The following is a 26,115-nucleotide window of genomic DNA, read 5'->3' as shown; positions in this document are numbered from 1 at the left end:
CCACTCACGCCGTCAAGGGGGGTTAAAAAGGCAGCTTTTTTTGGCGTCCTTGTCTAGATCGGCCTCCATGTCTCTGAGGCGTTTCAAGATCGTGTCGTAGTACTCGCGGATGTAGGTCTCCAACTGCGTCGTTTCACTGGGATCCAGGCCAAAGGCGCGATAACTAGCCTCCATTGGAGCGTCAAGAGATCCGCCTCCACCCGTGACCTCAGCAAACGCCAGACGCTCAGCCACGTTGACAGCGGGTTCGAAAAATGAGCAGATCCCCTGCATCAAATTCAGCAGGCTCCCTGGAACGCGAAACACCCTTGCCGACTTGGAGCTAGCCAGCTCACAGAGTTGAATCACTTCTCCGGTGTTCCAGGCTTTCGGTCCCACCACGGGATACGAGCAACGAATCGTCTCTGGGCGATCCACGGCCGCGACCGCGAAACGAGCCATGTCTTGCGTGTTCATGTAGGCGATGCGGGTTGGACTTCCACTCACCCACACCGTCTGACTTTCCAAAATGGGGATGGAGAACTGACTGATCACGCCCTGCATGAACGCCGCTCCTTGCAGGATCGTGTAATCCAGATCCGACTCCTCCAGCAGCCGCTCAGTGCAGTGTTTGATGTCCATCAGCGGAACATCGCGGTGCTTTGAGGCATCCAAGAGGGAGAGAAACACGAAGCGTTTCACATCGGCACGCTCACAAGCCCTGAGCAAGTTGAGCTTGCCGTCCCAATCGGTGACGTAAATGCTCTTGGGATCGGTTGGACGACTCGTGGCGGCATCGATAACCGCATCCATGCCATCGAGTGCGTAATCCAGGCTGGCCGGCTCAAGAAGGTCACCGCGAGTGAGCTCACAGCCCCACTCCTGTAAGAAGGCTGCTTTACGAGGTGAGCGCACTACGCAACGCACTTTGTGGCCAGCATCAATCGCTTGTTTTGCGATTTGACGACCAAGCGTTCCTGTCCCACCAACCACCAGAACCTGCATCGGGTCAGTCATTCCAAGCGAGGAGCCTAAAGGGCCCAAAGTCCGGGTGCGCCTATCAGTCGCCTTGGAGTTTCAAAAGCAAGGCACCACCAGCTAGGCCCACGGGAATCAACACCCAGAACACGACAGCAATTCCGAAAATTTCCGAAGCCATGAAACGGGATTCACAATCAACATCTATTTAACGATCTTTCCCGCCAAATTCGGCGCATCGTCGCAACAAGATGCCGAGAGGCGCATTGGTTCGCACCTGCCCAGCCATGACTCCACTCACCGACGCGCTGTAACCGGAGGCCCGAAGCACTGCAACCAAGGGCTCGATCGCAGGGGGGCCTTTGAGCTGAAGTCGTCGGGATAATTCACCCGTCGACCAGCAACAGGCCGGTTGACCAGGATCCGCCATCAACCCCTCCAGAATCCTCCTGCTGCGAGGGGCAAGGGTTCGGTCTTGCCCCTCGCTTAACCCCGTGCTCGAAGCTGCATCCAACTGGTCACTGATCTCCAAGAGGCCGTTGATCTGGCCAACATCCTGCAGCGGACCAATCCAGAGCGGACCACTCACCGCCCAACGTCCGCAGCCATCGGTACAGGTGCAGGGTCTCCAACCCTGCAGGTCCAACATCGCTTGCACCGCCTGGTCACCGCAGCGGTCACAACGGGCCAAAAACCCCAGCTGCTGCTCTTCACCCGAACGGATCCGCTGACGCATGCGCACCGCAACACGGAAGGTGCGGCCATCGCTAAAACAAAACAAGGGCTCTAGACCTCGTCCCAGCAGCCAAGCTTCACGGGCTAAGGCAGCTAATTGAAGGCGCAGAGCCAGCTCCCAACTCGAAGGGTGCGCACGAGCCGCTGCACCAAACCGACGCACAGCCGCAAACCGGTCATGCCCCGTCGGTGAGCGACCGTCGGTGCTCGCAAGCAACAGCACGCCTCCAAACCGCATCGCCTGGAGTGTGGATTGGAGCAACACATTCGGGCATCCAAAAGGGTCGAGATCGATCAGATCAAAAAAACGATGCTCCAAATAGGCCTCACGCAGGAGCCGCTCCGCCGCCTGATGGCTCTGGGTGAGCACCACCCCAGCACAGGATTGCAACGGTTCGAGATTGGCGGCTAGCAGGGGCCCACGCTCTTGATCCGCGTCATTCACCCAGAGCTCCACGGGGTGCTGGGACGCCCCCCTCCCCTCCAGTCCCCAGCGAAGAGATCGGATCCCGCAACCAGCCATGAGGTCCAGCCAGCGCAGGGGTTGATCCCTGGAAGCGCCCTCCAAGGTTGAGGCAGCCAACAACACAGAGAGATCTCTCGCCGGTCTGGAGTCGGGGCGAAAGAAACCACCCCCGGGCCGCACAGATGCCATCCCTTCGCGATAGTGACCGTTCAACTCCGTCAGGCGTGTGCACGCAACCGCTCTCCAGCCTGCCTCGAACGGTGCCGATTGGGGCGAAAGTGCGGTATGGACCTGGCAGGGCTACCGCTGTCACTGGCGCGTACTCGGGGATCCCCAAGCTCCTCCGATGGTTTTGCTGCATGGGTTTGGTGCCAGCAGCAGCCATTGGCGTCACAACGCAGCTCCACTCACAAAAGCTGGATATCGGGTGTATGGCCTTGATTTGATCGGCTTCGGCCGCTCCGAACAACCGGGCCTTCATTCCCAGATCCGCTTGGACAACCGTCTTTGGGCTCGGCAATTAGCAGCATTTCTGGAGCAGGTGGTTCAACAACCAGCAGTGTTGGTTGGCAACTCCCTGGGCGGCCTGACCGCGCTCACCACCGCGGCCTTTCGTCCTGAATGGGTCACAGCAGTGGTTGCGGCACCATTGCCCGATCCCGCCCTCATGCAGCCGTTGCCAAAACGGCAATCCCGCCGCCGTCGCCGATTACGGACAGTCACCGTGCAGTTGCTCTGCCGACTGCTTCCCCTCGAACTTCTCGTTCCCTTGATCAGCCGCACCCCCCTGCTGCGCTTGGGCCTTCAAGGTGCCTATTCGCGTTCCATCCGCTCAGACCGGGAATTGCATCAGCTGATTGCAAGCCCAGCCCGTCGCCGTACCGCCGCTCGCAGCCTCCGTGCCATGAGCATTGGCATGGCCTTACGCCCCCGGGAAGCCACAGCACCGGCGCTGCTGGAGCGGTTAGCCGAGTTAGATCGGCCCATCCCCCTCCTGCTTCTCTGGGGCAAGCAGGACCGATTTGTGCCCTTGATGATCGGCGAAAAACTCCATCAACAACATTCCTGGCTAAAGCTCCGCGTGCTCGATGGCAGTGGGCATTGCCCCCACGATGAAAGCCCCGAACACTTCCATCGAGAGCTTTTGTACTGGCTGGACCTTAATTTAGGAAGAACAAGCGCGCTGGAATCACAGCACCGGGCATGAAGCACACCCTGTCCGTCCTGGTGGAGGACGAATCCGGCGCTCTGAGCCGCATCGCCGGCCTCTTCGCTCGACGCGGCTTCAACATCGACAGCCTTGCGGTAGGTCCAGCTGAAACCAACGGCCAGTCGCGGCTCACCATGGTGGTGGAAGGCGACGAACACACCCTGCAGCAAATGAGCAAGCAGCTCGACAAGCTGGTGAATGTGCTCCAGGTGCTCGATCTCTCACAACTGCCTGCGGTGGAGAGGGAGCTCATGCTGATGAAGGTTTCAGCACCGGCGGAACAACGCAGCGCCATTCTTGAATTGGTGCAGGTCTTCCGCGCCAAAGTGGTGGACGTTGCCGATGACGCTCTAACCCTTGAAGTAGTGGGAGATCCGGGCAAATTGGTAGCCCTAGAACGCCTCATGGCTCCCTACGGAATCCTAGAAATCGCCCGCACCGGGAAAGTGGCCCTGGAACGCGCTTCAGGTGTCAACACCGAATTACTGAAAGCCGCCATCAGCGGCGGGCGTGTGCCCGCTTGATGGCAGCTTTCAAAGGCCTGGGGTGAGCAGCTTCGCCTTGAGCAACGTGTCGTCCTGTTCAATCGCATCCACGACATCCAAGCCATCGGTCACACGACCGAAAACGGCGTAACGGCCATCCAACTCTGGGAGCGGTTTCAGGGCGATATAAAACTGGGCACTGGCCGAATCAGGTGATTGGGAGCGAGCCATCGCAAGGGCTCCACGCTCATGACTCAGCTTGAGCTGCTGCAGATCGCTGGGATTGGTGCTCTGGCGGCTATAACGCGGCTGATCTTCGCCTTGATACGACAGCTCAAGGGGAATGAATCTCGCCTGCCCACGATCTGGATCGATAAAGCTTCCCTGGCCGTATTGAGACTTCAACGTGCTGGGGTCGCTAGATGCAGGGTCACCGCCTTGCACCACAAAGGGCACCGGCTCACGAATCACCCTGTGGAACACGGTGCCGTCATACACACCTCTTTTAACAAGATCCACAAAATTCCCGGCCGTAACGGGGGCCGCGTCACCATCGAGTTCAAGCTTGACCACTCCGCGGGTGGTCGTGAGCTCAACCTCGGCCTTCCCTTGAAGACAGGGACTACTGGCCTGGCTGCAGCCCGAAGGGACGGAAGCCGTTGACGCAGTATTGGACTGAGAGCAACCAACAAGAAGCGGCAAGCAGACGGCAAGGGATAAAAGCGTCCGCAGAATTGAGCGCTGCATAAAAGAGAACATCAAAGGCCTTCGAGATTCACACCCAAGAAACGCGCCAACTCGGCTCCGTCCTGTTCCAACTGGGCCAGAGGGAGGGGTTCGCCAACACGGGTGAGGGGCATGTCTCGTCTTCCGCGAACGCGAAGAGAAACACGGCGTCGCGTGTTGAAACCATCTCTCACCTCAACTTTCACCGCTTGAATGTCCTTGATGGGAATTTCCACGCTGATCGGCTGACGAAATCCACGCCTGGAGATCGTCACCACACCAGCGGAGCGGTCAAAACGATTACTACCCGAGCCCACGTTGATCGTGATCACGGCCCAGAGATAGGTGGCAAGAAGGGCTGCCGCCAGGCTGTACAAGCCCATCACAAGGCCTTGGGGAACAAACACCAAGCCAGCGGGATGGCCCAAGGGAAGGAGATCCCTACCCAGATAGCTGGACAGGGAAGCAAACAAAAACCCAATACCGCCAATCGTCACCCCTAGGGCAACAAGAATGTTTGAAAGCCGGCGTGAACCGAGGACGGGTTGCTCGAGCAGGTCAGCGGCCATCAAAGCCAGAAATCAGAGAACAGTTTGGACTGCAAAGCCAATGGGATGCGCCCAATACAAAGCATTGCCACGAAACGAAGAATCAAATCTAAAGAAACCCAGAAGATGCTTTCCGATACAACGGGTTTCAGCTGAGCCATCTCAGCCCCGAACTAGCCAACAACATTGTTAAGGTCAGCCGGAACCCAATGCTTGCGGGTTAACCGCACCGTTCAACTCATGACGATCGCTGCAGGTCGCATGCCGCAGCGGGGATGGTTCGACGTCCTCGATGACTGGCTCAAGCGCGACCGATTTGTGTTTGTCGGCTGGTCCGGCATTCTCCTCCTTCCCACGGCCTACCTCTCCATTGGTGGCTGGTTAACGGGAACCACCTTCGTAACTTCCTGGTACACCCACGGCATCGCGTCGTCGTACCTCGAGGGTTGCAACTTTCTCACTGCTGCTGTGTCCACCCCCGCTGATGCGATGGGTCACAGCCTTCTCTTGCTCTGGGGCCCAGAAGCCCAGGGTGATTTTGTCCGCTGGTGCCAGCTCGGAGGCCTCTGGGCTTTCGTGGCTCTCCACGGCGCCTTCGCATTGATCGGCTTCATGCTGCGTCAGTTCGAAATTGCTCGTCTCGTCGGCATTCGTCCCTACAACGCCATCGCCTTCTCAGGTCCGATTGCGGTGTTCGTCAGCGTGTTCCTGATGTACCCCTTGGGACAGAGCAGCTGGTTCTTTGCGCCCTCCTTTGGTGTGGCTGCAATTTTCCGCTTCCTGTTGTTCCTCCAGGGCTTCCATAACTGGACCCTGAACCCCTTCCACATGATGGGAGTGGCAGGCATTCTTGGCGGTGCACTGCTTTGCGCCATTCACGGTGCAACGGTGGAAAACACCCTGTTTGAGGATGGTGAACAGTCGAACACCTTTAAGGCGTTTGAACCCACCCAGGAAGAAGAGACCTATTCGATGGTCACCGCCAACCGTTTCTGGAGCCAAATCTTCGGAATTGCGTTCTCCAACAAGCGTTGGCTGCACTTCTTCATGCTGTTTGTGCCAGTGATGGGCTTGTGGACCAGTGCCATCGGCATCGTCGGCCTTGCCCTCAACTTGCGTGCCTATGACTTCGTGTCACAGGAAATTCGCGCAGCAGAGGATCCTGAATTTGAAACCTTCTACACGAAGAACATTCTTCTGAATGAAGGTCTGCGTGCCTGGATGGCACCGGCTGACCAGCCGCACGAAAACTTCGTCTTCCCTGAAGAGGTTCTGCCCCGTGGAAACGCCCTTTAATTCCGGTCTTATCGCCACTGGCGGTAAAGACCTCGACTCCACCGGCTATGCCTGGTGGTCCGGTAATGCTCGTCTCATCAACCTATCTGGCCGACTGCTAGGTGCCCACGTGGCCCACGCTGGTCTGATGGTGTTCTGGGCTGGAGCGATGATTCTGTTTGAGGTGAGTCACTTCACCTTCGACAAGCCGATGTATGAGCAGGGTGTCATTTGCATGCCCCACGTCGCCACGCTCGGCTATGGCGTTGGTCCTGGCGGTGAGGTCACTGATCTCTTCCCCTTCTTCGTGGTGGGTGTTCTGCACCTCATCAGTTCTGCCGTGCTCGGCCTAGGCGGGCTGTACCACGCATTGCGCGGTCCCGAGATTCTGGAGAATTACTCCACCTTCTTCTCCCAGGATTGGCGCGACAAAAACCAGATGACCAACATCATCGGTTATCACCTGATCCTTCTTGGCGTTGGCTGCCTGCTTTTGGTCTTTAAGGCCATGTTCTTTGGCGGCGTCTACGACACCTGGGCCCCAGGTGGTGGAGATGTTCGTTTGATCACGAATCCAACTCTTGATCCAGGTGTGATCTTTGGTTATTTGTTCCGAGCTCCGTTTGGGGGCGAAGGCTGGATCATCGGTGTGAACTCCATGGAGGACATCATCGGTGGCCACATCTGGCTTGGCTTGACCTGCATCTTCGGTGGCATCTGGCATGTCATCACCAAGCCCTTCGGCTGGGTGCGACGCGCCTTCATCTGGAATGGTGAGGCTTATCTGAGCTACAGCCTTGGAGCTCTCAGCTTCATGAGCTTCATTTGTTCAGCCTTTATCTGGTTCAACAACACCGCCTATCCCTCAGAGTTCTGGGGACCAACCAACGCTGAAGCCTCTCAAGCACAGAGCTTCACCTTCCTTGTGCGTGACCAACGCATGGGCGCCAACATCGGTTCGGCCATGGGCCCCACCGGTCTTGGTAAGTACCTGATGCGCTCCCCCACCGGAGAAATCATCTTTGGTGGTGAAACCATGCGTTTCTGGGACTTCCGAGGTCCCTGGCTCGAGCCCCTGCGTGGTCCGAATGGACTCAGTCTCGACAAACTCCAAAACGATATTCAGCCTTGGCAGGTTCGCCGCGCAGCTGAATACATGACTCACGCTCCTAATGCCTCACTCAACTCTGTTGGAGGCATCATCACCGAGCCCAACTCGGTGAACTTCGTGAACCTTCGCCAGTGGCTGGGTGCAGCCCAGTTTGTGCTCGCCTTCTTCTTCTTGGTGGGTCACCTCTGGCACGCAGGCCGCGCCCGCGCAGCCGCTGCTGGTTTCGAAAAAGGAATCGATCGTCAAGCAGAACCAACTTTGGCAATGCCTGACCTCGACTGATCATTCATTGATCTGGCTCAGCAACCCTCGCCTTGCGGCGAGGGTTTTTTTAATGAGAAACCCAAATGGCAAAGGAGAGCGGCTCAAATGAACAAACAACGTAGAAATCAAAACGACTACGACGGAATCCGCCAAAATCAATCCTGATCAATCATTGAGCACCAAACACAAAAGAAAAATATTTAAGAGACTTTCTAGAACCTACAGATTGCCAACATTGATCCATATCAACGAACTATTGTTGCATCGCGTCACCAAATCCACGACGAATAGGACCAAGCAAATACATGAGCAAATTAGTACGATCCGTAAGGATATCAGCGGTAAGCGTCATGCCAGGCACCAGTAAATTTCTCCCTTCATTCTGACCGGCATAATCGCGAGACAAAGAAGCGCGAACTTTGTAATAAGGTTCCCCAGTTTTTTCATCCTGGAAAGTACCTGCAGAAATAGATCTAACCACACCAGAAATCGTTCCATAGCGGCTGTAGTCATAGGCCAAAACCTTAAGCTCAGCCCTTTGTCCTCTTTGGACATTTCCAATATCTGAGGGTTTAACACGCAAAAACCCCTCAAGTTGATCACCTAGAGGCACAACTTCTGCAACAACACTTCCAGGCGCAATCACTCCACCAATAGTTTTAACAGTGTATGACTTAACAATTCCATCAACAGGAGAACGGACTTGCAATCTCCGGACCTCATCAAGTTGCTCACCAAGAACACTTTGCAACTCAGCCTTTTCACTAGTAACATCAGCCAACTGCTCGAGAATGTCAGTCCGCAACTTGGAACGGAGCTCAAATCTTTGCGTCTGAGTTTCTAAAATAGTGCCATCAAGCTCTGCAAGCATTGTTTCAGTTGATGCAATCCTACGTTCCGCTTCAAGCACGTCGTTATGCGAAATAGCCCCAGCATTTTCGAGAAACGCATAGGAGTTCGTCTGCTCCTTCAATAGTGCAACTTCATCAAGATATTCCTTGCGTTTCGCCTGAAGCGTTTTAAGGCGCTGATCACCAATCTTGATTTGACGCTGAATGTCTAATCCTTTTTGTTCGAGAAGATCCGCAAAGGCCCTTTCCACTTCCGCAGATGGCGAGGAAGGAGTGGGAAGGTCAAGATTCAGGGCCTCCTGTCCAAGAGCTTTACGCAGCTCACGTTGTTCCAGCGTCAAATTAGTGATGCGTGTCGCAGTTTGCTGCTGCTGTGAACCAATCTGTCCTTCACTGAGTGTGAGCAACACATCACCACGACGAACTTTCTCTCCTTCCTCAACCAACTGATCCCGGATGAGTCCACCCTCAAGATGCTGCACCTTCTGGATCTCTCCCGCCGGTTCAATTTCACCAGAAGCCACTACATAATTCTGAATTGGCACCAATGCAGAAACCAATACCGAACCAGCCATGACCGCAGTCGCACCAAGCAGCCATCTGGACAAGTTCGGAGGAACTTGTCCAGATTCAAGAGACAACGCTTCTGCCCGTCTTCCATGACCAAAGGCTTGATCAGTTTCCTCTGCCTGCATCTGCCATAGAGAAGCTTCCGCCTTAACCAATGGATCAGTCATTTTTGAAGAAGGAGGCTGGTGTGAGGGACTCGACAATGTGAAAAAAGAAGATGGTGGTTGGGACTTGGAGATTCGCAGTCAATGTCTCATCAATTGCTTGGTGATGAACCTCCAGCCATCGCAGCTTGCTGCATCGATGCTTTTTGCTTGGCAGACATCAGATCCTTAGGAGTTCCAGAAAAACTGACAGTGCCAGCCTTCATCAAAATGATCTGATCAGCCATTTCCAATAGACGAGGCTCATCAGAAACAACAATTGTGGTAACCAGCCCACGACGCTTCTGAAAAAGACGAAGAAGCGAATCGGTGCCTTTGTTATCGAGCAAGCGAAAAGGATGATCAAGAAGAAAGATGGAATGATCCTTGATCAACATTCGAGCAATCGCCACAGCTTGCAGCTGATGTAAAGCTAAGGCATTGACGCCGTGCATTGCAATTGGACGATCCAATCCTGATCCTTCGATCAAATCTTCAAGACCCATTATTTCAAGGCAATTAACAATCAAAGAATCATCAGCAAATGGATCAGCCAATCGCATATTTTCACGCAACGTCGCAGAGAACACTCCCGGACGATCCGAAAGGAAATCAATTGCATGCCGCAACTGCATCAATGGGAACTGACGTGAATCAGTTCCATCAAATCGAATCACACCACTTCCAGGTTGAATTTGCCCATCAAGCAATCTAAGAAGCGAAGACGTACCTGAACCCTCTGGGCCATTTAGCACAACAAGATTGCCAGGTTTGATCTTCAGATTCACTTGAGACAGAGAAGGCTCCTGCAACGCATTAAGGCGCAAAGTAACATTGCAAAATTCAATTTGGCCTCGCGGCATCGGAAGGATCCAGGGTTGGGTCACTGAAGTACTGGGTTCAACATCAGACGATGCCATGAAACGATTGAGTTGTTCGAGCGTTGGCTTGACTTGAGACCAGCGACTTAAAGCCTGATAGCCCATCTGAATCGGCCGAAATACCCTCCAAACAAAAAACATGGCGGCAATCATTGTGCCCAGTTCGATACCACTTCCGCCTGCAATTGCAATTCCTGCACCGGTCGCAAGCACAAGTGCACCTGTGAGCTGAGAAAACTCACCCGTAAGAATTGCTAGGAGCTGTTGCAAGCGCATAGGCGCTAAACCTTGTATGGCAGTTTCTGACGATGCCCGTTCAATTCGCGCATGCCAGATGCGTTCCATCCCAGTACGCTTAATTCGCTCGTAATGATCAAGAAGATCGAGGAGCAATGGTTCAAGATTAGAAGGATTACGACTTAAAGGTTGCTGAACAGAGCGAGCAATACTACCTACTAAATAAACTCCACCAAAACAAATAAGCACCATAACCAAGGTGAGCAGCATTAAGGGGACACTCATTACAGCTATGGCAATCAGATAAATCACAATGAAAGGAAGATCTAAAGCTGCCTGGGCCAACGGTCCTGTGAGATATGAACGAAGTCCTTGAAAACTGCGTAACCGACTCGCAAGCGAGAGAGGTGTGTAACGTTCGAGCTGTGGTAATCGCAACAACATCAACTTTTCAAGGACTCTGATGCTGATGGTGATATCTAATTCAGCACCAAGATCCGCAAGCCGAACTTGACGTCGATTTGTCAACCAAACCTGAAGCACAACACCGAGCAGTGCGAAAGGAACAAGCCCCAACAGATCGCTAAACTGATTACCAGGAATCTCGATGTTGTATACAGCTCGTATATAAAAGGGAAGAACTAAGGTAAGAAGAGCGATCAACAGACTCATCACATAAAGCTCAGCAATGCTGCCTCGAAAGCGGAGCACAAGCGCTTGAAACCATTGACGTTGCTCAGCCAACCTCTGCGGCTCAAACCGAAAGCTATAAACGAACAGGCGACGCAGACTCGGCAAAGCCTTACGGAGGTCCTGTTCATTTTCGATCAACTGAAACGTTTTACCTAACTGCGAACGAATGAGCACAGGAAAGTCGAGGGGAGGAAGACGTTCAGGCGTCAGTGCTCCGCGGAAGCGACGCACATCCCAGCGGAATCCCAGATTCGCAAGCGTATTCAGAAGATCAACGCCGTCCATGCTCAGAGGACTACCGCTAAGCGCATTGCGAAGCTGAACGGATTCACCAGACCATGCAAGGGCATCAAGAAGCTCTGGCAACAGCCTCGCCGATGGAGATTCACTTTGAGCAAGCTTTTCAAACAAGATATCCCTCGACATCACAACACCACCTCTTCGAGTTGATCAGCGTTCCAACGAAGATATTGAATGTCTCCGGGCAGTCCAGGAGTCTCCCGTTGCAACGCAATCAGGCGTGAACAAGAGACCTTTAAATCAAGAAACCAACTCAAACAATCAGGAGTGAGCTGAGGGAACGTTCCATCCAAAAGCAACACGGAAGGATTGTTCAGCAAGGCCTGAATCACACTGATCCGAAATCGCAACCCAAGAGAAAGTGGATAATCCTGACTTTCACTAATGATGGTGTTGTACCCCCTGGGCAATGCCTGAATCAGAGACGAAACACCATGCTGCTGACATAAGGCAACAGCATCGGCGGAACGGGTATTGGCTTCAAATCCAGTGAGCGAGTCCATCAACGTGCCGCGAAAAGGATCGGGTGCCGATTTCAATCGAGCCAAGCTTCTTCTCAGCCATGTTTTACGGAAGGCGGAAAGCGATTGTCTTCCAAATTCGAAACCGAAGGCAGGATCATCATCAGCAACTTGGATCGCATCAAGCAAAGCCGTTGACTGCCCAGGACTGCCACCCAAAAGAATCATGATCGCTCCAGGCTGCAAATGCTGTCCACAAAACGCCAACGTTGTGTTTAAAGGCGTTTCATCAGCTCCTATAAGAAGATTTTGCTCCTGAGGAAGATTGATCAGTTGCTGATAATCAGAGGTGGCCTGATCGAGATTGGCTTTCTGACCATCAGCAGCAAAAAGTTTGCCCAGTGGCGCTGCAACCTGACCACTCAACAAAGTACAGGCCGCCAAAGCACCCGTGGACAGATCTTGCTGAATGACCAGCCATCCCCCCATACTCACGATGAGGAGTTGATTGAGTTGAGCAAACAAAGTGGAAAGGTTCTGAAGTCGCGCCGTGGCAGATTCCTGTTCATAACTTCTGCGACTCAAAGCTTCCTGCAAAGGTTCAAGACGACGAATCAAAAACCCCTCCAAATTGAGCGTCTTGATCGTGGGTGAAAGCCCAAGTCCGTTGACAACCATCTGATTACGATTGACTTCCAAATGGTGATGTTCTCGCGTGCTACTGACCACATCAGAAGCTGCCTGGCGAGCGAATATCACAAAGAATGGGGCTAGTGCGAGTGGGGGAATGACCAACCAGCCGCCAATCCAACCGAGCACTACCAAGTAGACCAACGAAAAAGGAACGTCCACGTAGCGCACAAGCCATTGCTGCTCAAACTGGTTGCGAAGCACTGTGGGACTGCGTAATTGAGCCAACCTGGCTTTAAGGGGTTGTGAGCGTACGGCGGTCGAATCACTTCCCAGCACAGACCGCACAGCAGACATTCGCAAACGATGCTCCGTCGATGCCGCAAGCCAGGTCACCACCCAGGCACGCAACACTTTGAGGACAACATCAAGAAGTAGAACAGCAGCCAACAGAAGAGTGATGGCAGCAAGACTTTCGCTTGCCTGCTGAGGGACGACAGAGGTGTAAATACGATTGATATAGAGCGGAATAGCTAAAACAATCAAGTTAATTGAAACCGACGCGGCAACCAAAATCCGAACATCACGAGAACGCAATGATGAAATCAAAGAGGCAGGCAAAGTCTGCATCAAAAAAGAATTGAGCACCTGCTTAGCATTCAACAATTAATACTTGTAAAAGTATTAACCAATAATGGCCATCAACCCAGAACCCAGCAAGAAATTTTAAAAAAATCTTTATAATACTCGGACATGCTCACATTCTCTACCTAAACTAAATTTAGACTGATTCACCAAATCGCTATGGCTCTCGAGAACGCTGCTGCGCAAAACGAGATCCTAAGCAACAACATCAATAATCATCAGAGTCAACTTCTGAACGAAAAACTCAAGCGTCTCATTGACCTTGCGAATCTTCACGATGGAGATCGAGAACAGAGAGATGACGTCATTACATCTCTTCCCGAAGGGGCGAGCAGCGACACCCAGAGCTACGGGCAACAGGCGCCGTCAAACAACAGCTCACTGCCCAACGCTTTACTTGACAGGCCATGGAGTAATGACGCATTACCAGAACAAACCCCACCCAGCCTGACAACCGATGAATCCCCTCTTTATGTGGGAGGAAGTGCAAGTAGCAGTGGCGCACCGGAGAGCTTCGACAGGCAAACGCCACTTCCTCTGGCGCCTAAAGCCGATGCCTCTCCTGAGCCTGGGTCACCAAGACCTACTACCGGTGGTAGCAATCCGTCACCAACTTCAGATCATGACAACCGTGTAGACACCACCACGCCTGCCAAGCCACCCGAGCCCCAACCCTCCACAACAACGAACGGATCGAATCCTCCTGGCAGGACTCCCAAACCTGATCCCGATCGCGCCACGATTTCCGTATCTGGCGCACCAGGAGATCTCACGGTTGATGAAACCGATCTCACCACAGATGCAACCGCCAATTTCGGTGCTTATTTCTCAGCCACCTACGGGGTAAACGGCAAAGGTATCGGTGGCATGTCCTTCAAGATCGGAGTGGTGCAGCCAGGCACCGACAGTGGCCTTGTGGATGAGGGGAGCGGTCAACATCTGCTGCTATTCCAGAACCCAGACGGCAGCATCAGCGGCCGAACCGCTAGTGGGCTGGAAGGCTTTCACATCACAACGGATCAAGTCGGGAACATTGAGCTGGATCAACTGCGCTCAATCGTTCATCCCGATCCAACCAACACAGATGAAAGCATCACTCTCAACAATCCAAACCTGATCACCATTACCGGCACCGCGGTGAGTGCTGGTGGGGACAGTGCTTCGGCAACCATCGGCATTGGCCAGGCTTTTCACTTCAAAGACGATGCACCCAGCCTGCAACTCACAGCCAATGGAAACCCCCCAGTTCTTGGGGTTGATGAAACCTTCATCGGGCAAACCGGCGGAAGCTCCACACAAACTTTTGCCTCCGTCTTTAGCGGCAACCACCAATTCGGCGCCGATGGATCAGGAACCTTTCAATCTGTTTATGGGCTACATCTCAGCAAAGACGGGGTTTTCTCTGGGTTGATCGATAGTGAAACCGGGGAACGAATCCTGTTGCATGTCAATACTCAAAACGGGAATATCACAGGAATACTTGAAAACACAGGCAGAGAAGCCTTACAGATCAGCACAACTCAAACAGGAGACATCACATTCACAACTGAACGATCAGTTATCCATCCAGACCCCACAAATACTAATGAAGAGATACATCTATCTCCTGGATTATTAGCACTAAGACGCACTGATACAATTACAGATAAGGATGGAGATAGTGCAACATCAAGTGCTCAAATTGATCTTGGCTCATCATTAACAATTCATGATGACGCTCCATCCATTACTCAACCTGCCACCACAGGCACAATTCCTGACTTTGTTGTCACTGAACAAGGCGGCATCAATGGCGCTGCTTCCCATAACTTCTCCTCCAATTTCACCACTGGAAACTCCAATGCCGTCGATCAAAATGCCTCCCTCACAACCGCATTCTCTTTCTCTTTAAATCCCAATGGCGTTGATTCTGGTCTCCAGGATCACAACGGCAATCACATCTTCCTCTTCCAATCCGGAGACAACGTCGTCGGGCTTGTTGGCAACTCAAACTCTCCTAACCCAAACGGATCCAACGCTCTTCAAATCACTCTCGATCCAACAAACGGCCAAGCCACTTTCTCTTCCTCTCAGGATCTACAACATTCAGACCCCAGCAAATCAGGCACAGCCGATCAACTCTCCTTCAAACCCAACGTCCTCAGCATCACACGCACTGACACCATCACCGATGCCGATGGCGATCACGCCTCCGCTAGCAACAGCCTGGATATCTCGGGCGCTTTCCTCATCAATGACACCGCTCCATCCATTACTCCACCTGCCACCACAGGCACAATTCCTGACTTTGTTGTCACTGAACAAGGCGGCATCAATGGCGCTGCTTCCCATAACTTCTCCTCCAATTTCTCCACTGGTAACTCCAATGCCGTTGATCAAAATGCCTCTCTCACAACCGCTTTCTCTTTCTCTTTAAATCACAATGGCGTTGATTCTGGTCTCCAGGATCACAACGGCAATCACATCTTCCTCTTCCAATCCGGAAACAACGTCGTCGGGCTTGTTGGCAACTCAAACTCACCCAACCCAAACGGATCCAACGCTCTTCAAATCACTCTCGATCCAACAAACGGCCAAGCCACTTTCTCTTCCTCTCAGGATCTACAACATTCAGACCCCAGCAAATCAGGCACAGCCGATCAACTCTCCTTCAAACCCAACGTCCTCAGCATCACACGCACTGACACCATCACCGATGCCGATGGCGATCACGCCTCCGCTAGCAACAGCCTGGATATCTCGGGCGCTTTCCTCATCAATGACACCGCTCCATCCATTACTCCACCTGCCACCACAGGCACAATTCCTGACTTTGTTGTCACTGAACAAGGCGGCATCAATGGCGCTGCTTCCCATAACTTCTCCTCCAATTTCTCCACTGGTAACTCCAATGCCGTTGATCAAAATGCCTCTCTCACAACCGCTTTCTCTTTCTCTTTAAATCACAATGGCGTTGATTCTGGTCTCCAGGATCACAACGGCAATCACATCTTCCTCTTCCAATCCGGAAACAACGTCGTCGGGCTTGTTGGCAACTCAAACTCACCCAACCCAAACGGATCCAACGCTCTTCAAATCACTCTCGATCCAACAAACGGCCAAGCCACTTTCTCTTCCTCTCAGGATCTACAACATTCAGACCCCAGCAAATCAGGCACAGGCGATCAACTCTCCTTCAAACCCAACGTCCTCAGCATCACACGCACTGACACCATCACCGATGCCGATGGCGATCACGCCTCCGCTAGCAACAGCCTGGATATCTCGGGCGCTTTCCTCATCAATGACACCGCTCCATCCATTACTCCACCTGCCACCACCGGCACAATTCCTGACTTTGTTGTCACTGAACAAGGCGGCATCAATGGCGCTGCTTCCCATAACTTCTCCTCCAATTTCTCCACTGGTAACTCCAATGCCGTTGATCAAAATGCCTCTCTCACAACCGCGTTCTCTTTCTCTTTAAATCCCAATGGCGTTGATTCTGGTCTCCAGGATCACAACGGCAATCACATCTTCCTCTTCCAATCCGGAAACAACGTCGTCGGGCTTGTTGGCAACTCAAACTCACCCAACCCAAACGGATCCAACGCTCTTCAAATCACTCTCGATCCAACAAACGGCCAAGCCACTTTCTCTTCCTCTCAGGATCTACAACATTCAGACCCCAGCAAATCAGGCACAGGCGATCAACTCTCCTTCAAACCCAACGTCCTCAGCATCACACGCACTGACACCATCACCGATGCCGATGGCGATCACGCCTCCGCTAGCAACAGCCTGGATATCTCGGGCGCTTTCCTCATCAATGACACCGCTCCATCCATTACTCCACCTGCCACCACAGGCACAATTCCTGACTTTGTTGTCACTGAACAAGGCGGCATCAATGGCGCTGCTTCCCATAACTTCTCCTCCAATTTCTCCACTGGTAACTCCAATGCCGTTGATCAAAATGCCTCTCTCACAACCGCTTTCTCTTTCTCTTTAAATCACAATGGCGTTGATTCTGGTCTCCAGGATCACAACGGCAATCACATCTTCCTCTTCCAATCCGGAAACAACGTCGTCGGGCTTGTTGGCAACTCAAACTCACCCAACCCAAACGGATCCAACGCTCTTCAAATCACTCTCGATCCAACAAACGGCCAAGCCACTTTCTCTTCCTCTCAGGATCTACAACATTCAGACCCCAGCAAATCAGGCACAGGCGATCAACTCTCCTTCAAACCCAACGTCCTCAGCATCACACGCACTGACACCATCACCGATGCCGATGGCGATCACGCCTCCGCTAGCAACAGCCTGGATATCTCGGGCGCTTTCCTCATCAATGACACCGCTCCAAGCGTTGATCCCTCCAAAGTCGGCACTCTCTCTCCTCTCGTCACCGATGACGACACTCTCAACGTTGATGCCACCACTTCCCTCTCCTCTCTCTTCTCTTCTGCTTTCACACCTGGCGCCGATGGCACACAGTCCATCGCCTATTCACTCGCTCTCTCCGCACAAGACGCTAACTCCGGTCTCCACGCACTGAATCCAAGTGGTGGTCCCAATCAAGGGCCTGAAATCCTTCTCCACAGAGATTCAAACGGCGTGATTCACGGCTATCCATCTGGCGGAAAATCCGATGGGACTGAGGATCTCTTCACAATCACTATTGATGGAAAAAATAATCTCGTTCTTGATCAAATCAAGCCCATCTGGCAAGACAACACCAGCAGCAATAACGAACAAACTATCCTTAAAGCAATTCCAAATACCTTAAAAATTACAGCCACCATCACCGATCAAGATGGTGATTCCGCTTCCACATCAATTGATGCTTCCTCAGGCATCTTTGCCTTTCAAGATTCAGGGCCCAGCATCTCAATGGGAACTGGGCAGCAAACCACATCAACACCATCACCAAACCCTCAGACGCCTGTCAACCCAGGAACAATTACAACTCAAACAACCGATATTTATGATCCACACCAAAATCTTGGCTTGATTCTTGACTACAGCGGTTCAATGTTCGACAACGGATTAAAGGGTGAACACGCAGGATGGAGCCGAAATGCCCAACATAATTTATCAAGGATCAACCAACAACTCAAGGCAACAGCAGAAACAATAGAAGAAGCACTTAAAAATGCAGGTTACGAGGTGCAATATAGTAGTGGCAATCAAACAAATTTAGATCAGTGGACAGTAAAAACCCAGCAAGGCCACGTACCCGGAAACGTCCATTTAGGTCTAGCTATATTTGGCAGTAACGTAGATACGAATGATCTAATAATGCGTGACATAACCTTTAACCAAAACACTAAACAAGTTTCCTACAGCGCACTATCTCAAATCAATACCGCACTCCACCAAGCCTCCCAAGGCAACACAAATCACGAAGCAGCATGGCACGCAGCCAATTCAATTGTTTCAGATTGGCTTGCGATTAACAAAAGTGACCCTGACTCCGTAACTTCGGGAGGAGTAAAACACGCCATCAATACCGACACCAATCTATTGATCATGACCGATGGCGAAACAACCAGAGGGCAAGAAATAATTTCTAAAAACAGCTTTATCATTGCAGACGACCATTCAACACCTAACAGAGGCAACGGAATCAGCTACTTCAACATCAAAGACCAGGGAAATGAGGCTCAAGCCCTGTTCAGAAGAGTCGCAGGACATATCAACGGTTGGCATAATCTTAGTTCGTCAAATGACAGAAACAAAGCAGGAATAGAGATACAATTAACAGATAGCGCTGGCATCCACAGAAGCATTAAGGTAACCGCTCAAGAAGTCTATGAAGCAATTACCTCTACTCATGAGCTCGGAATAAATACACACGGTTCTGAACACCGTTATTCAGACAGCATGCCCATAACTTATACCGACAACAACGGCATTCAACATACAGTTGGCTGGCTGGGCTTCCCTCAAATGAAAGACAGCTCAAGTCAAACTGTTAATCCACTTGTTTTTACTCCCAACGAAGCCAAAGGGTATACAGCGAATTCCGTTTTAACCTCAGGAGACATCATCCATGACCCACAACCTGCCCACGCAACGCAACTTTCACAAAGCCAATTCTCGAGCAATGGAGCGAGCGTAGCCTCCATGCTCACAGATAGCCTATCCAAACTGGACAGCATGGCTGGACACCAAAACTCCAATGTCATTGGAGTTGGACTAGTTGACTCAAATAATGATGCATTAAACAGTCAACTAGAAGGTCTCTTCAGCGGGAGCCTTCCGCAAGGAAGCACATACACGAAAGTAACAACAGACTCGACAGGACCAAGCGTCGCCCAACAAATTCACAAAGTTGTTCAGCAACAATTCACCGATGTCAACTACAAGGTAGAATTCACTTTCAATCCTGGAGCCGATGACGATGCATCCTCAGGAAATGTTTCCCCGTCTGGAATTGTCGAATTTTCGCTTGAGAAAGTAGGTCGCCTGACCACTGGCGGTATTCATCATTTCCTAGAAACATTTGGAGGAATCTCATCAGGGCCAAACGTAAAAGAGCTTCCCAATGGTGAGTATGAAATCACTGTTCAAAATCTGGGCATTTTTACAATTAATACTCAATCGACGTTGATCACCACGGGATCCCACGTTGGAACAATTGAGTTCAAAGCCTTCCCTGGATCAAAATTAACCTCTGATCTCCAATTAGAAATTGGCATCAAAGATGCCGACGGTGACATAAAAACCGTTGATTTTACAATTCCAAAATTTGACACAACCGGCTCATCCAGCCAAACGCAACATGATGAGCCTGATCAGAATGGATTCACAGCAGATATTTCAGTCATTGCTAATGATGCCTTGGCATCGGCCCAAGCAGATAGCGATACAGAAGCCACATTGGCTGCCTTGATCTCTCTTGGACTGAAAACAGACCATGATGATATTGATCTTAGTCAGAGCACTCAAGATGATGGTTCTCAACTAATCACGCGAACCATCCACACCGATCAAGGCGACATTCTGGAAACGATTACCGATCCACAAAACGGTGATGCGCCATCGCTGCAACTGGATGTCTCTGGGCTGGATGCCGACACCCAAAAAGATCTCCAGGCAACCATCCAGGCTCAAACGTCCAGCTCCGATTCGGAATCAAAACCTGGGCAGCTTGATTCTGTCCTTAGCGATGCAACTCAAAGCCCTCCCGCAATCGATGGGCAGAGCCTGGCTGATGCCATCAGTGATCTGCAACAACTCGATGCCGATGCGATAGCCGCCCTGAATGGACAAGTCACATCAACCAATTCTGCAAATGAAAGCAGTCTCAGCGGAGATGCTGCACAAACAACACGCCCTCAAGATCCCAGCGACGTGCCAGTCACTTCCATGGAGGATGCATTCACATCACCTCAGCAAACCGATGATGATGTCATGGCTCCACCTGATCTCAGCGACACGAGTCAAACTGCAGCCCCATTACCTGACAACAGTACGCAAGATCAGGATTTAAGCCTTTTAAACAGCTAAGGGAAGCAATTAAAATTCAAATCTTATGGCTCAAAACAATCAAGTCCAAACAAACTCTGCCCAAGCAGATTAGAGTCCTAAACTCTACTTTCTCTTGTTTGCAGGTAACGGCTCACCAGCAAGCCGATCATTAATGTGACATACAAAGTTGCTGAAACACTGAGCAACACCACAAAGCTCTCTGCCGTAGCTGTTGACGGAAGGACATCGCCATAACCCTGGGTTCCTAAGGTGACGAATGAGAAATAGCTCAAACGCTCCACCAGTTCCTCACCGGGCAACATCAGGCCAAGGCTGAAGGTGCCTGGTTGCAACACTTCCAAGGCTGTCGCCAACTGACCGCCCGTCAAACCAAGGTGGATATAACCGGCAGCACCGAGACAGAGAACGGGTTCATTCACTCGGCCTACTTTCCCCAGCATCAGCACAATCCCAACTGCCGTGAATAAATAAAAGCTGCACATCATCAACAAAACCGGCCAATGAAAAACAACTGCATGGTGATGCCCTAATGCAGAAGGTAGCCACATCAGCACAGCGCACAACAAAGCCAGAGGTCGATACAAGCCAAAAGGTTTCCAACGACCAATGAACAAAAGATCTGTTGGCACAATCCGTACCAATACCAACACCATCCACAATGTGCTCAAAGGCAACAGCACCCGTTGAATCAGATTTCCATCAAGGTTGGTGAAAGGCATGACCAACAGCGGCAACAAAGTTGCAAGCAAAAATTGATAAAACCAGGGTTCCAACTTCTGCAGCCGCAGCGGAAGAGATGACGAACTCATTGCGTTCTCTCCTGAATCTCGTCTTCCCTTGCGCTAATGAAGCGACTCAGAAGTAAACCAATCAGCAAGCTGAGATACAACGTACTGCTGAGACTTAACAATACGGCGAAAGATTCCCCGATAGGACTCGCAGGCACCACATCTCCATAACCGAGGCTTCCCAGGGTGACAAACGAGAAATACGACAACCGTGCTGCCAAAGATTCCTGCACTGGCACGGCACCAAGATTGAAGCTGTCGGGATCAGCCATTTGCAGCACGGTTGCCAACAAGCCTGCCGTCAACCCAAGGTGCACGTAGCCAGCGGCACCCAAACTCAGGGTCTTCCCAGACACACGCTCACAGTTGGCAAGCACCTGAACAATCCGTATGGCTGTAAGCAAATAAAACACTGCTCTGAGCCCCAACAAAATGATTTGAAGAGTGAAAGGAAGCTTTTGCCCATGTAGCAAAGGGATCCACACAGCAACCACTGAAAACAAACCGAGAGAGCGGTAGATCCCATTGATGTGGATCGGGCCCAATTGAGCCACCCAAGCCGGCATCGCACGAAGAGACTCCAACACCAACAACGTGACCGATAAGGGCAGTGCCATTCTTTGCAACAGGACTCCATCCAATCGAGCCAGGGGGAATACCACAATCGGCAATAGCGCCGTCAGCAAAAACATCGGGAAGTGAGACTCCTTGGCACGGATGGCCTGCGCTGAAAGCTTGAGGGGAACACGAACTCTCATGGCTGCAAAGAATCAAGTTGTATCCGTGCTCTCTTCAAAAGAGGCTCAGGCAAGGAGACATAACCAAGGCCGAGGGCAGCAGCCTGTCCCTCTGGAGAAAGACCGTAAGCAATGGCCTCCCTCAACACCGCTGCTTTATCGGCCAACCCATTGCGACGCATCACCATCCAACTGACTGCAGTCAGTGGATATCCAGGTCCGGAATACTCATGAGCCTCAACCTCAAGCACATGTTCAGGAGTCACAAACGAGCCTTGATCCGTCTCCAAAGCAGCCACCTGCAAAGTGCGGCGTCCATTGAGAAAAACGGTATTGAGATATCCAATGGAACCGGGATGCTGCACCAGGGCTGTCGCCATTGCCTCATTGCTGTTCACTCTTAAAGCTCTGGGGTGATGCCAGATCTGGGTAGTGGCGTCCAGATAGCGGCGCAGATGCGCCGTTGTACCTGAGCCGTTTTGACGCACGAACAAAGTGATCGGTTGTTTGGCACATCCGAGTTGGCCGAAATCATCAATCTGCTCAGAGACAATCAGCCGCAATTGCTCACGGGTTAAGGAGAGCTTGCAATCAGGATGGTTATAAGCAATGGCAACGGCCCCAGCTGTCATAGGGATGCGCAGCCATTTGTCGCTTGTTAATGCAGGCAAAAGACCAGTGCGCTCATCGAGATCGCTGCCAGCGAAGTCCACCAGTCCAGCAAGAAGCTGGTGTTCTCCATCTCCAGAGCCCACGGGGTCATATCCCAGGCTGATTCCCTTACGAACTCGAAGATGACTGAACCAACGTTGATACAACGGTGATGGAAAGGAGGCTCCTGCGCCCAGCACGATTGGCGAGTCAGCTGAAACGGCCTCAGTCCATGGCCTGCAGCCTGTGAGTAGCAACCCAAGGCTGAGAGCAGAAAGACACAGCCTTTGCAAAACCATCAGCGCCATTCGAAGTTCAACATCGGCATGATGCAAAAACTTTGATGTGTATGCCTATAACCCCATATTCAAGAGGGAATATCCCTTCGGAGCGCGCCCCCTTTCTCCAGGAGCTGCAGGGGTCACAGTTAAAGATTCCGCCTCCCCTAGATCGTCTGAGGAGAAATTCATATCCTCAACAATGACCTCACTGGATGCATCTTGAGCCGTTGCATCAAAGGATTTTTGAAGAGGCTCGAAAGCCAACACAGGAGCTGCACTTGCCGTCATGATCACCACCGTTAGAAAACGGCACAAAAAGGTAGACATAGCGCGCACAACGCAAGAGCTATCCCTGATTTAGCTACTGCAAGAGGGAAATGACAACGGAATCAATGAAGCGCCAACCAACATCGCAACAGGGGAAGACTGAGGCCAATCACATTGGAATAGCAGCCATCCAGTTGCTCTACAAAGCAGCCACCGCGACCTTCGAGGGCGAAGCCACCAGCACACTGCAAAGGCTCCCCTGAAGCCACGTAAGCCTCCACTTCCGCATCCGTGAGATTCGCAAACAGGACACGGGTGGTGACACACGTGCACTGCATCTCAGGGGCTCGGCCGTCTCTTGTCAGGGCAAAGGATGGAGGTGTTAAACAGTGTCCGGTATGCAACTCAGCCCACTTCCCGCGCATCCGTTGCCAGCGCGCGACGGCCTCTGCCGCATCCACAGGCTTACCAAACACCTCCCCCTCAAACGCGAGCACCGAGTCACAACCGAGAACGGCCTTGATCGATGCGTTGAGCTCCGCGCTCTGCTCAACTTTCAATCTCACGGCTGATGCCTTGGCCTCAGCCAATAACTGCACTAACTGAGCGGGATCAGGATGGTGAATCTGATCTTCATCCACACCGCTCACCATCACCTGATGGGGAATCTGAGCTTGCTCCAACAGACGGCGCCTGGCTGGAGACGCAGATGCCAACAGCAACACAACAAACCAGCAACCTCCATCAGTTTGATGCTGGTCCCAGCCACGCTCGGAGTGAAGCGGGAGGAGAATGAGTCACGAAGCGGCAAGGTCGTGACCTCATCCATCACCCTGGTATCGGTACGGGCCTTGAAACGGGCACGTCAGGCCATGCGCTGTCTGCCGTTTCGCCGAGCGTTCTATGACGAACTAGAACAGGAAGCCCGAAGCAGCACGCAGCTCAGCAGCCAACAAAACTGGATGGCCATTAGCCGAAAGCCTCTCTCACGCTCGAGCACAGAAGACGATCTGATCTGGCTCATTCAAGTGGGCGTTCTCCGCAGGGAAGTGGATGGCCAAGGGCTCACGGAGCGGGTGCGTCTCACTCCGATGGGACGAGACCTGCTCGATGATTGGGATGGCGAAATCCCCACTGCAGATGCTCTTCAAGTGATGCATCACTGGCTGCGCCGGCATCGGCCGCGTCTATGACCGCACAGCCTGCCCTCATGGTGTTGGGCACCTCAAGCGGTGCCGGAAAATCATTAATGACTGCTGCGCTCTGCAGAGTGCTGCGCCGCAAAGGTGAAACACCCCTGCCCTTTAAGGGGCAGAACATGAGCAACAACGCCTGGGTGGATCAGGCCGGAGGCGAGATGGCCTATTCCCAAGCTCTTCAGGCCTGGGCTGCTGGGTTGGAGCCTGAGTGCGCGATGAACCCTGTGTTGCTCAAACCTCAGGGCGACTCCACCAGTGAACTGATCCACCTCGGCCAAAGTGTGGGATCCGCTCGCGCTGAGCACTATTACCGCGACTGGTTCAAACCGGGCTGGACGGCGATTCGTCAAGGCTTAGATGTGTTGCAGAGCAACCATCCAGGTGGTCGCCTTGTGCTCGAAGGCGCCGGAAGCCCAGTGGAGGTGAATCTTCAGCGGCGTGATCTCACCAACCTGCGCCTCGCCCAATATCTACGGGCTCGTTGTGTTCTCGTCGCAGACATTGAAAGGGGAGGCGTGTTCGCGCAAATCGTGGGCACATTGAACTTGCTGCGCCCGGTGGAACGCCCTCTGATCAAAGGGCTATTGATTAATCGTTTTCGCGGCCGGCGTGAACTCTTTGATGAGGGTCAACGCTGGCTTGAAGCCCATACAGGCGTCCCGGTGTTGGGAGTGATGCCATGGCTGGATGAGCTTTTCCCCCCGGAAGATTCACTCGACCTCCTCGAACGACGCGGGCGCAAACGCAGCGCCGAACTCAACATCGCCGTACTCAAGCTGCCGTCCCTCAGCAACTTCTCTGATCTCGATCCGCTGGAAGCCGAACCCACCGTTCAGTTGCGCTGGGTCGCCCCGGGCGAGGAGCTTGGCTTACCAGATGCCGTAGTGATCCCAGGCAGCAAGCAAACCCTCCGCGACCTTGCCGCGATCCACAACAGTGGGCTTGGAGAAGCACTCCAGGCCTACCGCAAAGGCGGTGGCCACGTGTTTGGCATCTGCGGAGGCATGCAGATGCTGGGAGAGGAGCTTTGCGATCCCGAGGGCCTGGAAGGTGGTGCCCCATCCGGCAACAACAGTGAGGCAGGCCTAGGCCTTTTACCGCTTCGCACCGTGTTCTCTGCAGACAAGGCTCTACGGCAACGCAGCAGTGTGGCCCGATGGCCGCCTGGAGACAGCGCTCTCAAACTCGAAGGATTTGAGCTACATCATGGCCTCACCAGCGTCAACAAAGGCCCTGAAACCTGCAAACCCCTATGCCGTGATGATGAGCTGGGTTGGGTGAAGCCTTGCTCGGAGCATGGAGGACTGGTCGCAGGCACCTATCTCCATGGAGTGTTTGAAAGTGGCCCTTGGCGGCGACGCTGGCTGAATCAGCTGAGGGAGCGCAAGGGATTGCCACCGCTCAGTGAACAGCAACCGCATCACAGCCGGCAGCGAGACGCACTGCTTGATCGCCTCGCTGATGCCTTTGAGGAACACATCAATCTCGAGCCACTTCTGAACAGCTCAAACGATTGACCCTTTTG

At 52.5% G+C, this 26,115-nt stretch carries 20 protein-coding genes; 7 read left to right on the top strand and 13 right to left on the bottom strand.

The genetic code is table 11. The features are described 5' to 3' along the window. Nucleotides 1-12: 12 nt before the first annotated feature. The 3 genes from SIC18_RS07445 to SIC18_RS07435 are packed head-to-tail and all read right to left on the bottom strand — an operon-like array spanning nucleotide 13 to nucleotide 2,347. Nucleotides 13-984 carry an NAD(P)H-binding protein gene (locus SIC18_RS07445; RefSeq protein WP_413430522.1) on the bottom strand — a complete coding sequence of 324 codons (972 nt, stop codon included), beginning with the start codon at nucleotides 982-984 and terminating at the stop codon, nucleotides 13-15. Between the two features lie 55 nt (nucleotides 985-1,039). Further along, nucleotides 1,040-1,138 carry a cytochrome b6-f complex subunit PetM gene (petM, locus tag SIC18_RS07440; RefSeq protein ID WP_006852199.1) on the bottom strand — a complete coding sequence of 33 codons (99 nt, stop codon included), beginning with the start codon at nucleotides 1,136-1,138 and terminating at the stop codon, nucleotides 1,040-1,042. A gap of 27 nt (nucleotides 1,139-1,165) precedes the next feature. Continuing rightward, complete coding sequence (locus SIC18_RS07435) at nucleotides 1,166-2,347, bottom strand: N2,N2-dimethylguanosine tRNA methyltransferase (protein WP_413429204.1); 1,182 nt, start codon at nucleotides 2,345-2,347, stop codon at nucleotides 1,166-1,168. Between the two features lie 37 nt (nucleotides 2,348-2,384). Here SIC18_RS07435 and SIC18_RS07430 point away from each other — a divergent pair, with 37 nt between their 5' ends. Continuing rightward, a complete protein-coding gene (locus SIC18_RS07430) occupies nucleotides 2,385-3,365 on the top strand; it encodes an alpha/beta fold hydrolase (RefSeq protein WP_048346174.1) in 981 nt (326 codons plus the stop codon). Next, nucleotides 3,362-3,892, top strand: a complete 531-nt coding sequence (gene ilvN / locus SIC18_RS07425; RefSeq protein WP_011618839.1) for an acetolactate synthase small subunit — start codon at nucleotides 3,362-3,364, stop codon at nucleotides 3,890-3,892. The genes SIC18_RS07430 and ilvN overlap by 4 nt, the downstream gene beginning before the upstream one ends. A 9-nt stretch (nucleotides 3,893-3,901) precedes the next feature. On the opposite strand, the gene SIC18_RS07420 is transcribed toward ilvN, so the two are convergent. After that, nucleotides 3,902-4,600: a peptidylprolyl isomerase gene (locus tag SIC18_RS07420; protein ID WP_048346173.1), complete on the bottom strand. Its 699-nt coding sequence runs from the start codon at nucleotides 4,598-4,600 to the stop codon at nucleotides 3,902-3,904. 11 nt (nucleotides 4,601-4,611) lie between these two features. Further along, nucleotides 4,612-5,148 (bottom strand): photosystem I assembly protein Ycf4, encoded by a 537-nt coding sequence (locus SIC18_RS07415; protein WP_048346172.1) that lies wholly within the window; start codon nucleotides 5,146-5,148, stop codon nucleotides 4,612-4,614. A 219-nt stretch (nucleotides 5,149-5,367) separates the two neighbouring features. Here SIC18_RS07415 and psbD point away from each other — a divergent pair, with 219 nt between their 5' ends. Both psbD and psbC read left to right on the top strand, forming a co-directional pair. Next, nucleotides 5,368-6,423 (top strand): photosystem II D2 protein (photosystem q(a) protein), encoded by a 1,056-nt coding sequence (gene psbD, locus SIC18_RS07410; RefSeq protein ID WP_048347340.1) that lies wholly within the window; start codon nucleotides 5,368-5,370, stop codon nucleotides 6,421-6,423. Then, the gene (psbC, locus tag SIC18_RS07405) at nucleotides 6,407-7,795 is read left to right on the top strand and encodes a photosystem II reaction center protein CP43 (protein WP_048346170.1); all 1,389 of its coding nucleotides are present in this window, start codon (nucleotides 6,407-6,409) and stop codon (nucleotides 7,793-7,795) included. Before psbD ends, psbC begins: the two co-directional genes overlap by 17 nt. 235 nt (nucleotides 7,796-8,030) lie before the next feature. Here psbC and SIC18_RS07400 read toward each other — a convergent pair whose 3' ends face one another. The 3 genes from SIC18_RS07400 to SIC18_RS07390 all read right to left on the bottom strand — a co-directional run bounded on the left by SIC18_RS07400 (nucleotide 8,031) and on the right by SIC18_RS07390 (nucleotide 13,140). Further along, nucleotides 8,031-9,365 (bottom strand): HlyD family type I secretion periplasmic adaptor subunit, encoded by a 1,335-nt coding sequence (locus SIC18_RS07400; protein ID WP_413429203.1) that lies wholly within the window; start codon nucleotides 9,363-9,365, stop codon nucleotides 8,031-8,033. Between the two features lie 89 nt (nucleotides 9,366-9,454). Then, on the bottom strand, nucleotides 9,455-11,578 hold the full coding sequence (locus SIC18_RS07395; RefSeq protein ID WP_413429201.1) for an ATP-binding cassette domain-containing protein: 2,124 nt from the start codon (nucleotides 11,576-11,578) through the stop codon (nucleotides 9,455-9,457). Continuing rightward, nucleotides 11,578-13,140, bottom strand: coding sequence for an ABC transporter transmembrane domain-containing protein (locus tag SIC18_RS07390; RefSeq protein ID WP_413429200.1), 1,563 nt, complete (start codon nucleotides 13,138-13,140; stop codon nucleotides 11,578-11,580). The genes SIC18_RS07395 and SIC18_RS07390 overlap by 1 nt, the downstream gene beginning before the upstream one ends. A gap of 207 nt (nucleotides 13,141-13,347) precedes the next feature. On the opposite strand from SIC18_RS07390, the gene SIC18_RS07385 reads away from it, so the two are divergent. Next, nucleotides 13,348-20,685: a DUF5801 repeats-in-toxin domain-containing protein gene (locus tag SIC18_RS07385; RefSeq protein WP_413429199.1), complete on the top strand. Its 7,338-nt coding sequence runs from the start codon at nucleotides 13,348-13,350 to the stop codon at nucleotides 20,683-20,685. Between the two features lie 77 nt (nucleotides 20,686-20,762). On the opposite strand, the gene SIC18_RS07380 is transcribed toward SIC18_RS07385, so the two are convergent. The 5 genes from SIC18_RS07380 to SIC18_RS07360 form a co-directional block, all read right to left on the bottom strand. Next, nucleotides 20,763-21,476: an ion channel gene (locus SIC18_RS07380; protein ID WP_048346164.1), complete on the bottom strand. Its 714-nt coding sequence runs from the start codon at nucleotides 21,474-21,476 to the stop codon at nucleotides 20,763-20,765. Further along, complete coding sequence (locus tag SIC18_RS07375) at nucleotides 21,473-22,213, bottom strand: ion channel (RefSeq protein ID WP_048346163.1); 741 nt, start codon at nucleotides 22,211-22,213, stop codon at nucleotides 21,473-21,475. The genes SIC18_RS07380 and SIC18_RS07375 overlap by 4 nt, the downstream gene beginning before the upstream one ends. Then, nucleotides 22,210-23,151 (bottom strand): PstS family phosphate ABC transporter substrate-binding protein, encoded by a 942-nt coding sequence (locus SIC18_RS07370; protein WP_413429198.1) that lies wholly within the window; start codon nucleotides 23,149-23,151, stop codon nucleotides 22,210-22,212. Before SIC18_RS07370 ends, SIC18_RS07375 begins: the two co-directional genes overlap by 4 nt. 45 nt (nucleotides 23,152-23,196) lie before the next feature. Beyond that, complete coding sequence (locus tag SIC18_RS07365; RefSeq protein ID WP_048346161.1) at nucleotides 23,197-23,451, bottom strand: hypothetical protein; 255 nt, start codon at nucleotides 23,449-23,451, stop codon at nucleotides 23,197-23,199. A 62-nt stretch (nucleotides 23,452-23,513) separates the two neighbouring features. Further along, nucleotides 23,514-24,116 (bottom strand): Maf family protein, encoded by a 603-nt coding sequence (locus tag SIC18_RS07360; protein ID WP_048346160.1) that lies wholly within the window; start codon nucleotides 24,114-24,116, stop codon nucleotides 23,514-23,516. 27 nt (nucleotides 24,117-24,143) lie between these two features. Here SIC18_RS07360 and SIC18_RS07355 point away from each other — a divergent pair, with 27 nt between their 5' ends. After that, the gene (locus SIC18_RS07355) at nucleotides 24,144-24,584 is read left to right on the top strand and encodes an Npun_F0494 family protein (protein WP_245407268.1); all 441 of its coding nucleotides are present in this window, start codon (nucleotides 24,144-24,146) and stop codon (nucleotides 24,582-24,584) included. Beyond that, nucleotides 24,581-26,107: a cobyric acid synthase gene (locus SIC18_RS07350; protein ID WP_413429195.1), complete on the top strand. Its 1,527-nt coding sequence runs from the start codon at nucleotides 24,581-24,583 to the stop codon at nucleotides 26,105-26,107. Before SIC18_RS07355 ends, SIC18_RS07350 begins: the two co-directional genes overlap by 4 nt. The last annotated feature ends 8 nt before the right edge of the window (nucleotides 26,108-26,115 follow it).

Source organism: Synechococcus sp. Cu2B8-bc1011 (assembly GCF_047302735.1).
Lineage (GTDB): Bacteria > Cyanobacteriota > Cyanobacteriia > PCC-6307 > Cyanobiaceae > Synechococcus_C.
The sequence above is the reverse complement of the archived record's forward strand: the minus strand, read 5'-3'. Positions and strand labels throughout refer to the sequence as shown.

Coding starts and splice junctions, on each gene's coding strand:
- SIC18_RS07415 (WP_048346172.1), bottom strand. CDS start 5,148: ATGGCCGCTGACCTGCTCGAGCAACCCGTCCTCGGTTCACGCCGGCTT.
- SIC18_RS07420 (WP_048346173.1), bottom strand. CDS start 4,600: ATGCAGCGCTCAATTCTGCGGACGCTTTTATCCCTTGCCGTCTGCTTG.
- SIC18_RS07385 (WP_413429199.1), top strand. CDS start 13,348: ATGGCTCTCGAGAACGCTGCTGCGCAAAACGAGATCCTAAGCAACAAC.
- SIC18_RS07370 (WP_413429198.1), bottom strand. CDS start 23,151: ATGGCGCTGATGGTTTTGCAAAGGCTGTGTCTTTCTGCTCTCAGCCTT.
- SIC18_RS07400 (WP_413429203.1), bottom strand. CDS start 9,365: ATGACTGATCCATTGGTTAAGGCGGAAGCTTCTCTATGGCAGATGCAG.
- SIC18_RS07355 (WP_245407268.1), top strand. CDS start 24,144: ATGCTGGTCCCAGCCACGCTCGGAGTGAAGCGGGAGGAGAATGAGTCA.
- SIC18_RS07435 (WP_413429204.1), bottom strand. CDS start 2,347: ATGGCATCTGTGCGGCCCGGGGGTGGTTTCTTTCGCCCCGACTCCAGA.
- petM (WP_006852199.1), bottom strand. CDS start 1,138: ATGGCTTCGGAAATTTTCGGAATTGCTGTCGTGTTCTGGGTGTTGATT.
- SIC18_RS07395 (WP_413429201.1), bottom strand. CDS start 11,578: ATGTCGAGGGATATCTTGTTTGAAAAGCTTGCTCAAAGTGAATCTCCA.
- SIC18_RS07445 (WP_413430522.1), bottom strand. CDS start 984: ATGCAGGTTCTGGTGGTTGGTGGGACAGGAACGCTTGGTCGTCAAATC.
- SIC18_RS07380 (WP_048346164.1), bottom strand. CDS start 21,476: ATGAGTTCGTCATCTCTTCCGCTGCGGCTGCAGAAGTTGGAACCCTGG.
- SIC18_RS07365 (WP_048346161.1), bottom strand. CDS start 23,451: ATGTCTACCTTTTTGTGCCGTTTTCTAACGGTGGTGATCATGACGGCA.
- psbD (WP_048347340.1), top strand. CDS start 5,368: ATGACGATCGCTGCAGGTCGCATGCCGCAGCGGGGATGGTTCGACGTC.
- SIC18_RS07375 (WP_048346163.1), bottom strand. CDS start 22,213: ATGAGAGTTCGTGTTCCCCTCAAGCTTTCAGCGCAGGCCATCCGTGCC.
- ilvN (WP_011618839.1), top strand. CDS start 3,362: ATGAAGCACACCCTGTCCGTCCTGGTGGAGGACGAATCCGGCGCTCTG.
- SIC18_RS07350 (WP_413429195.1), top strand. CDS start 24,581: ATGACCGCACAGCCTGCCCTCATGGTGTTGGGCACCTCAAGCGGTGCC.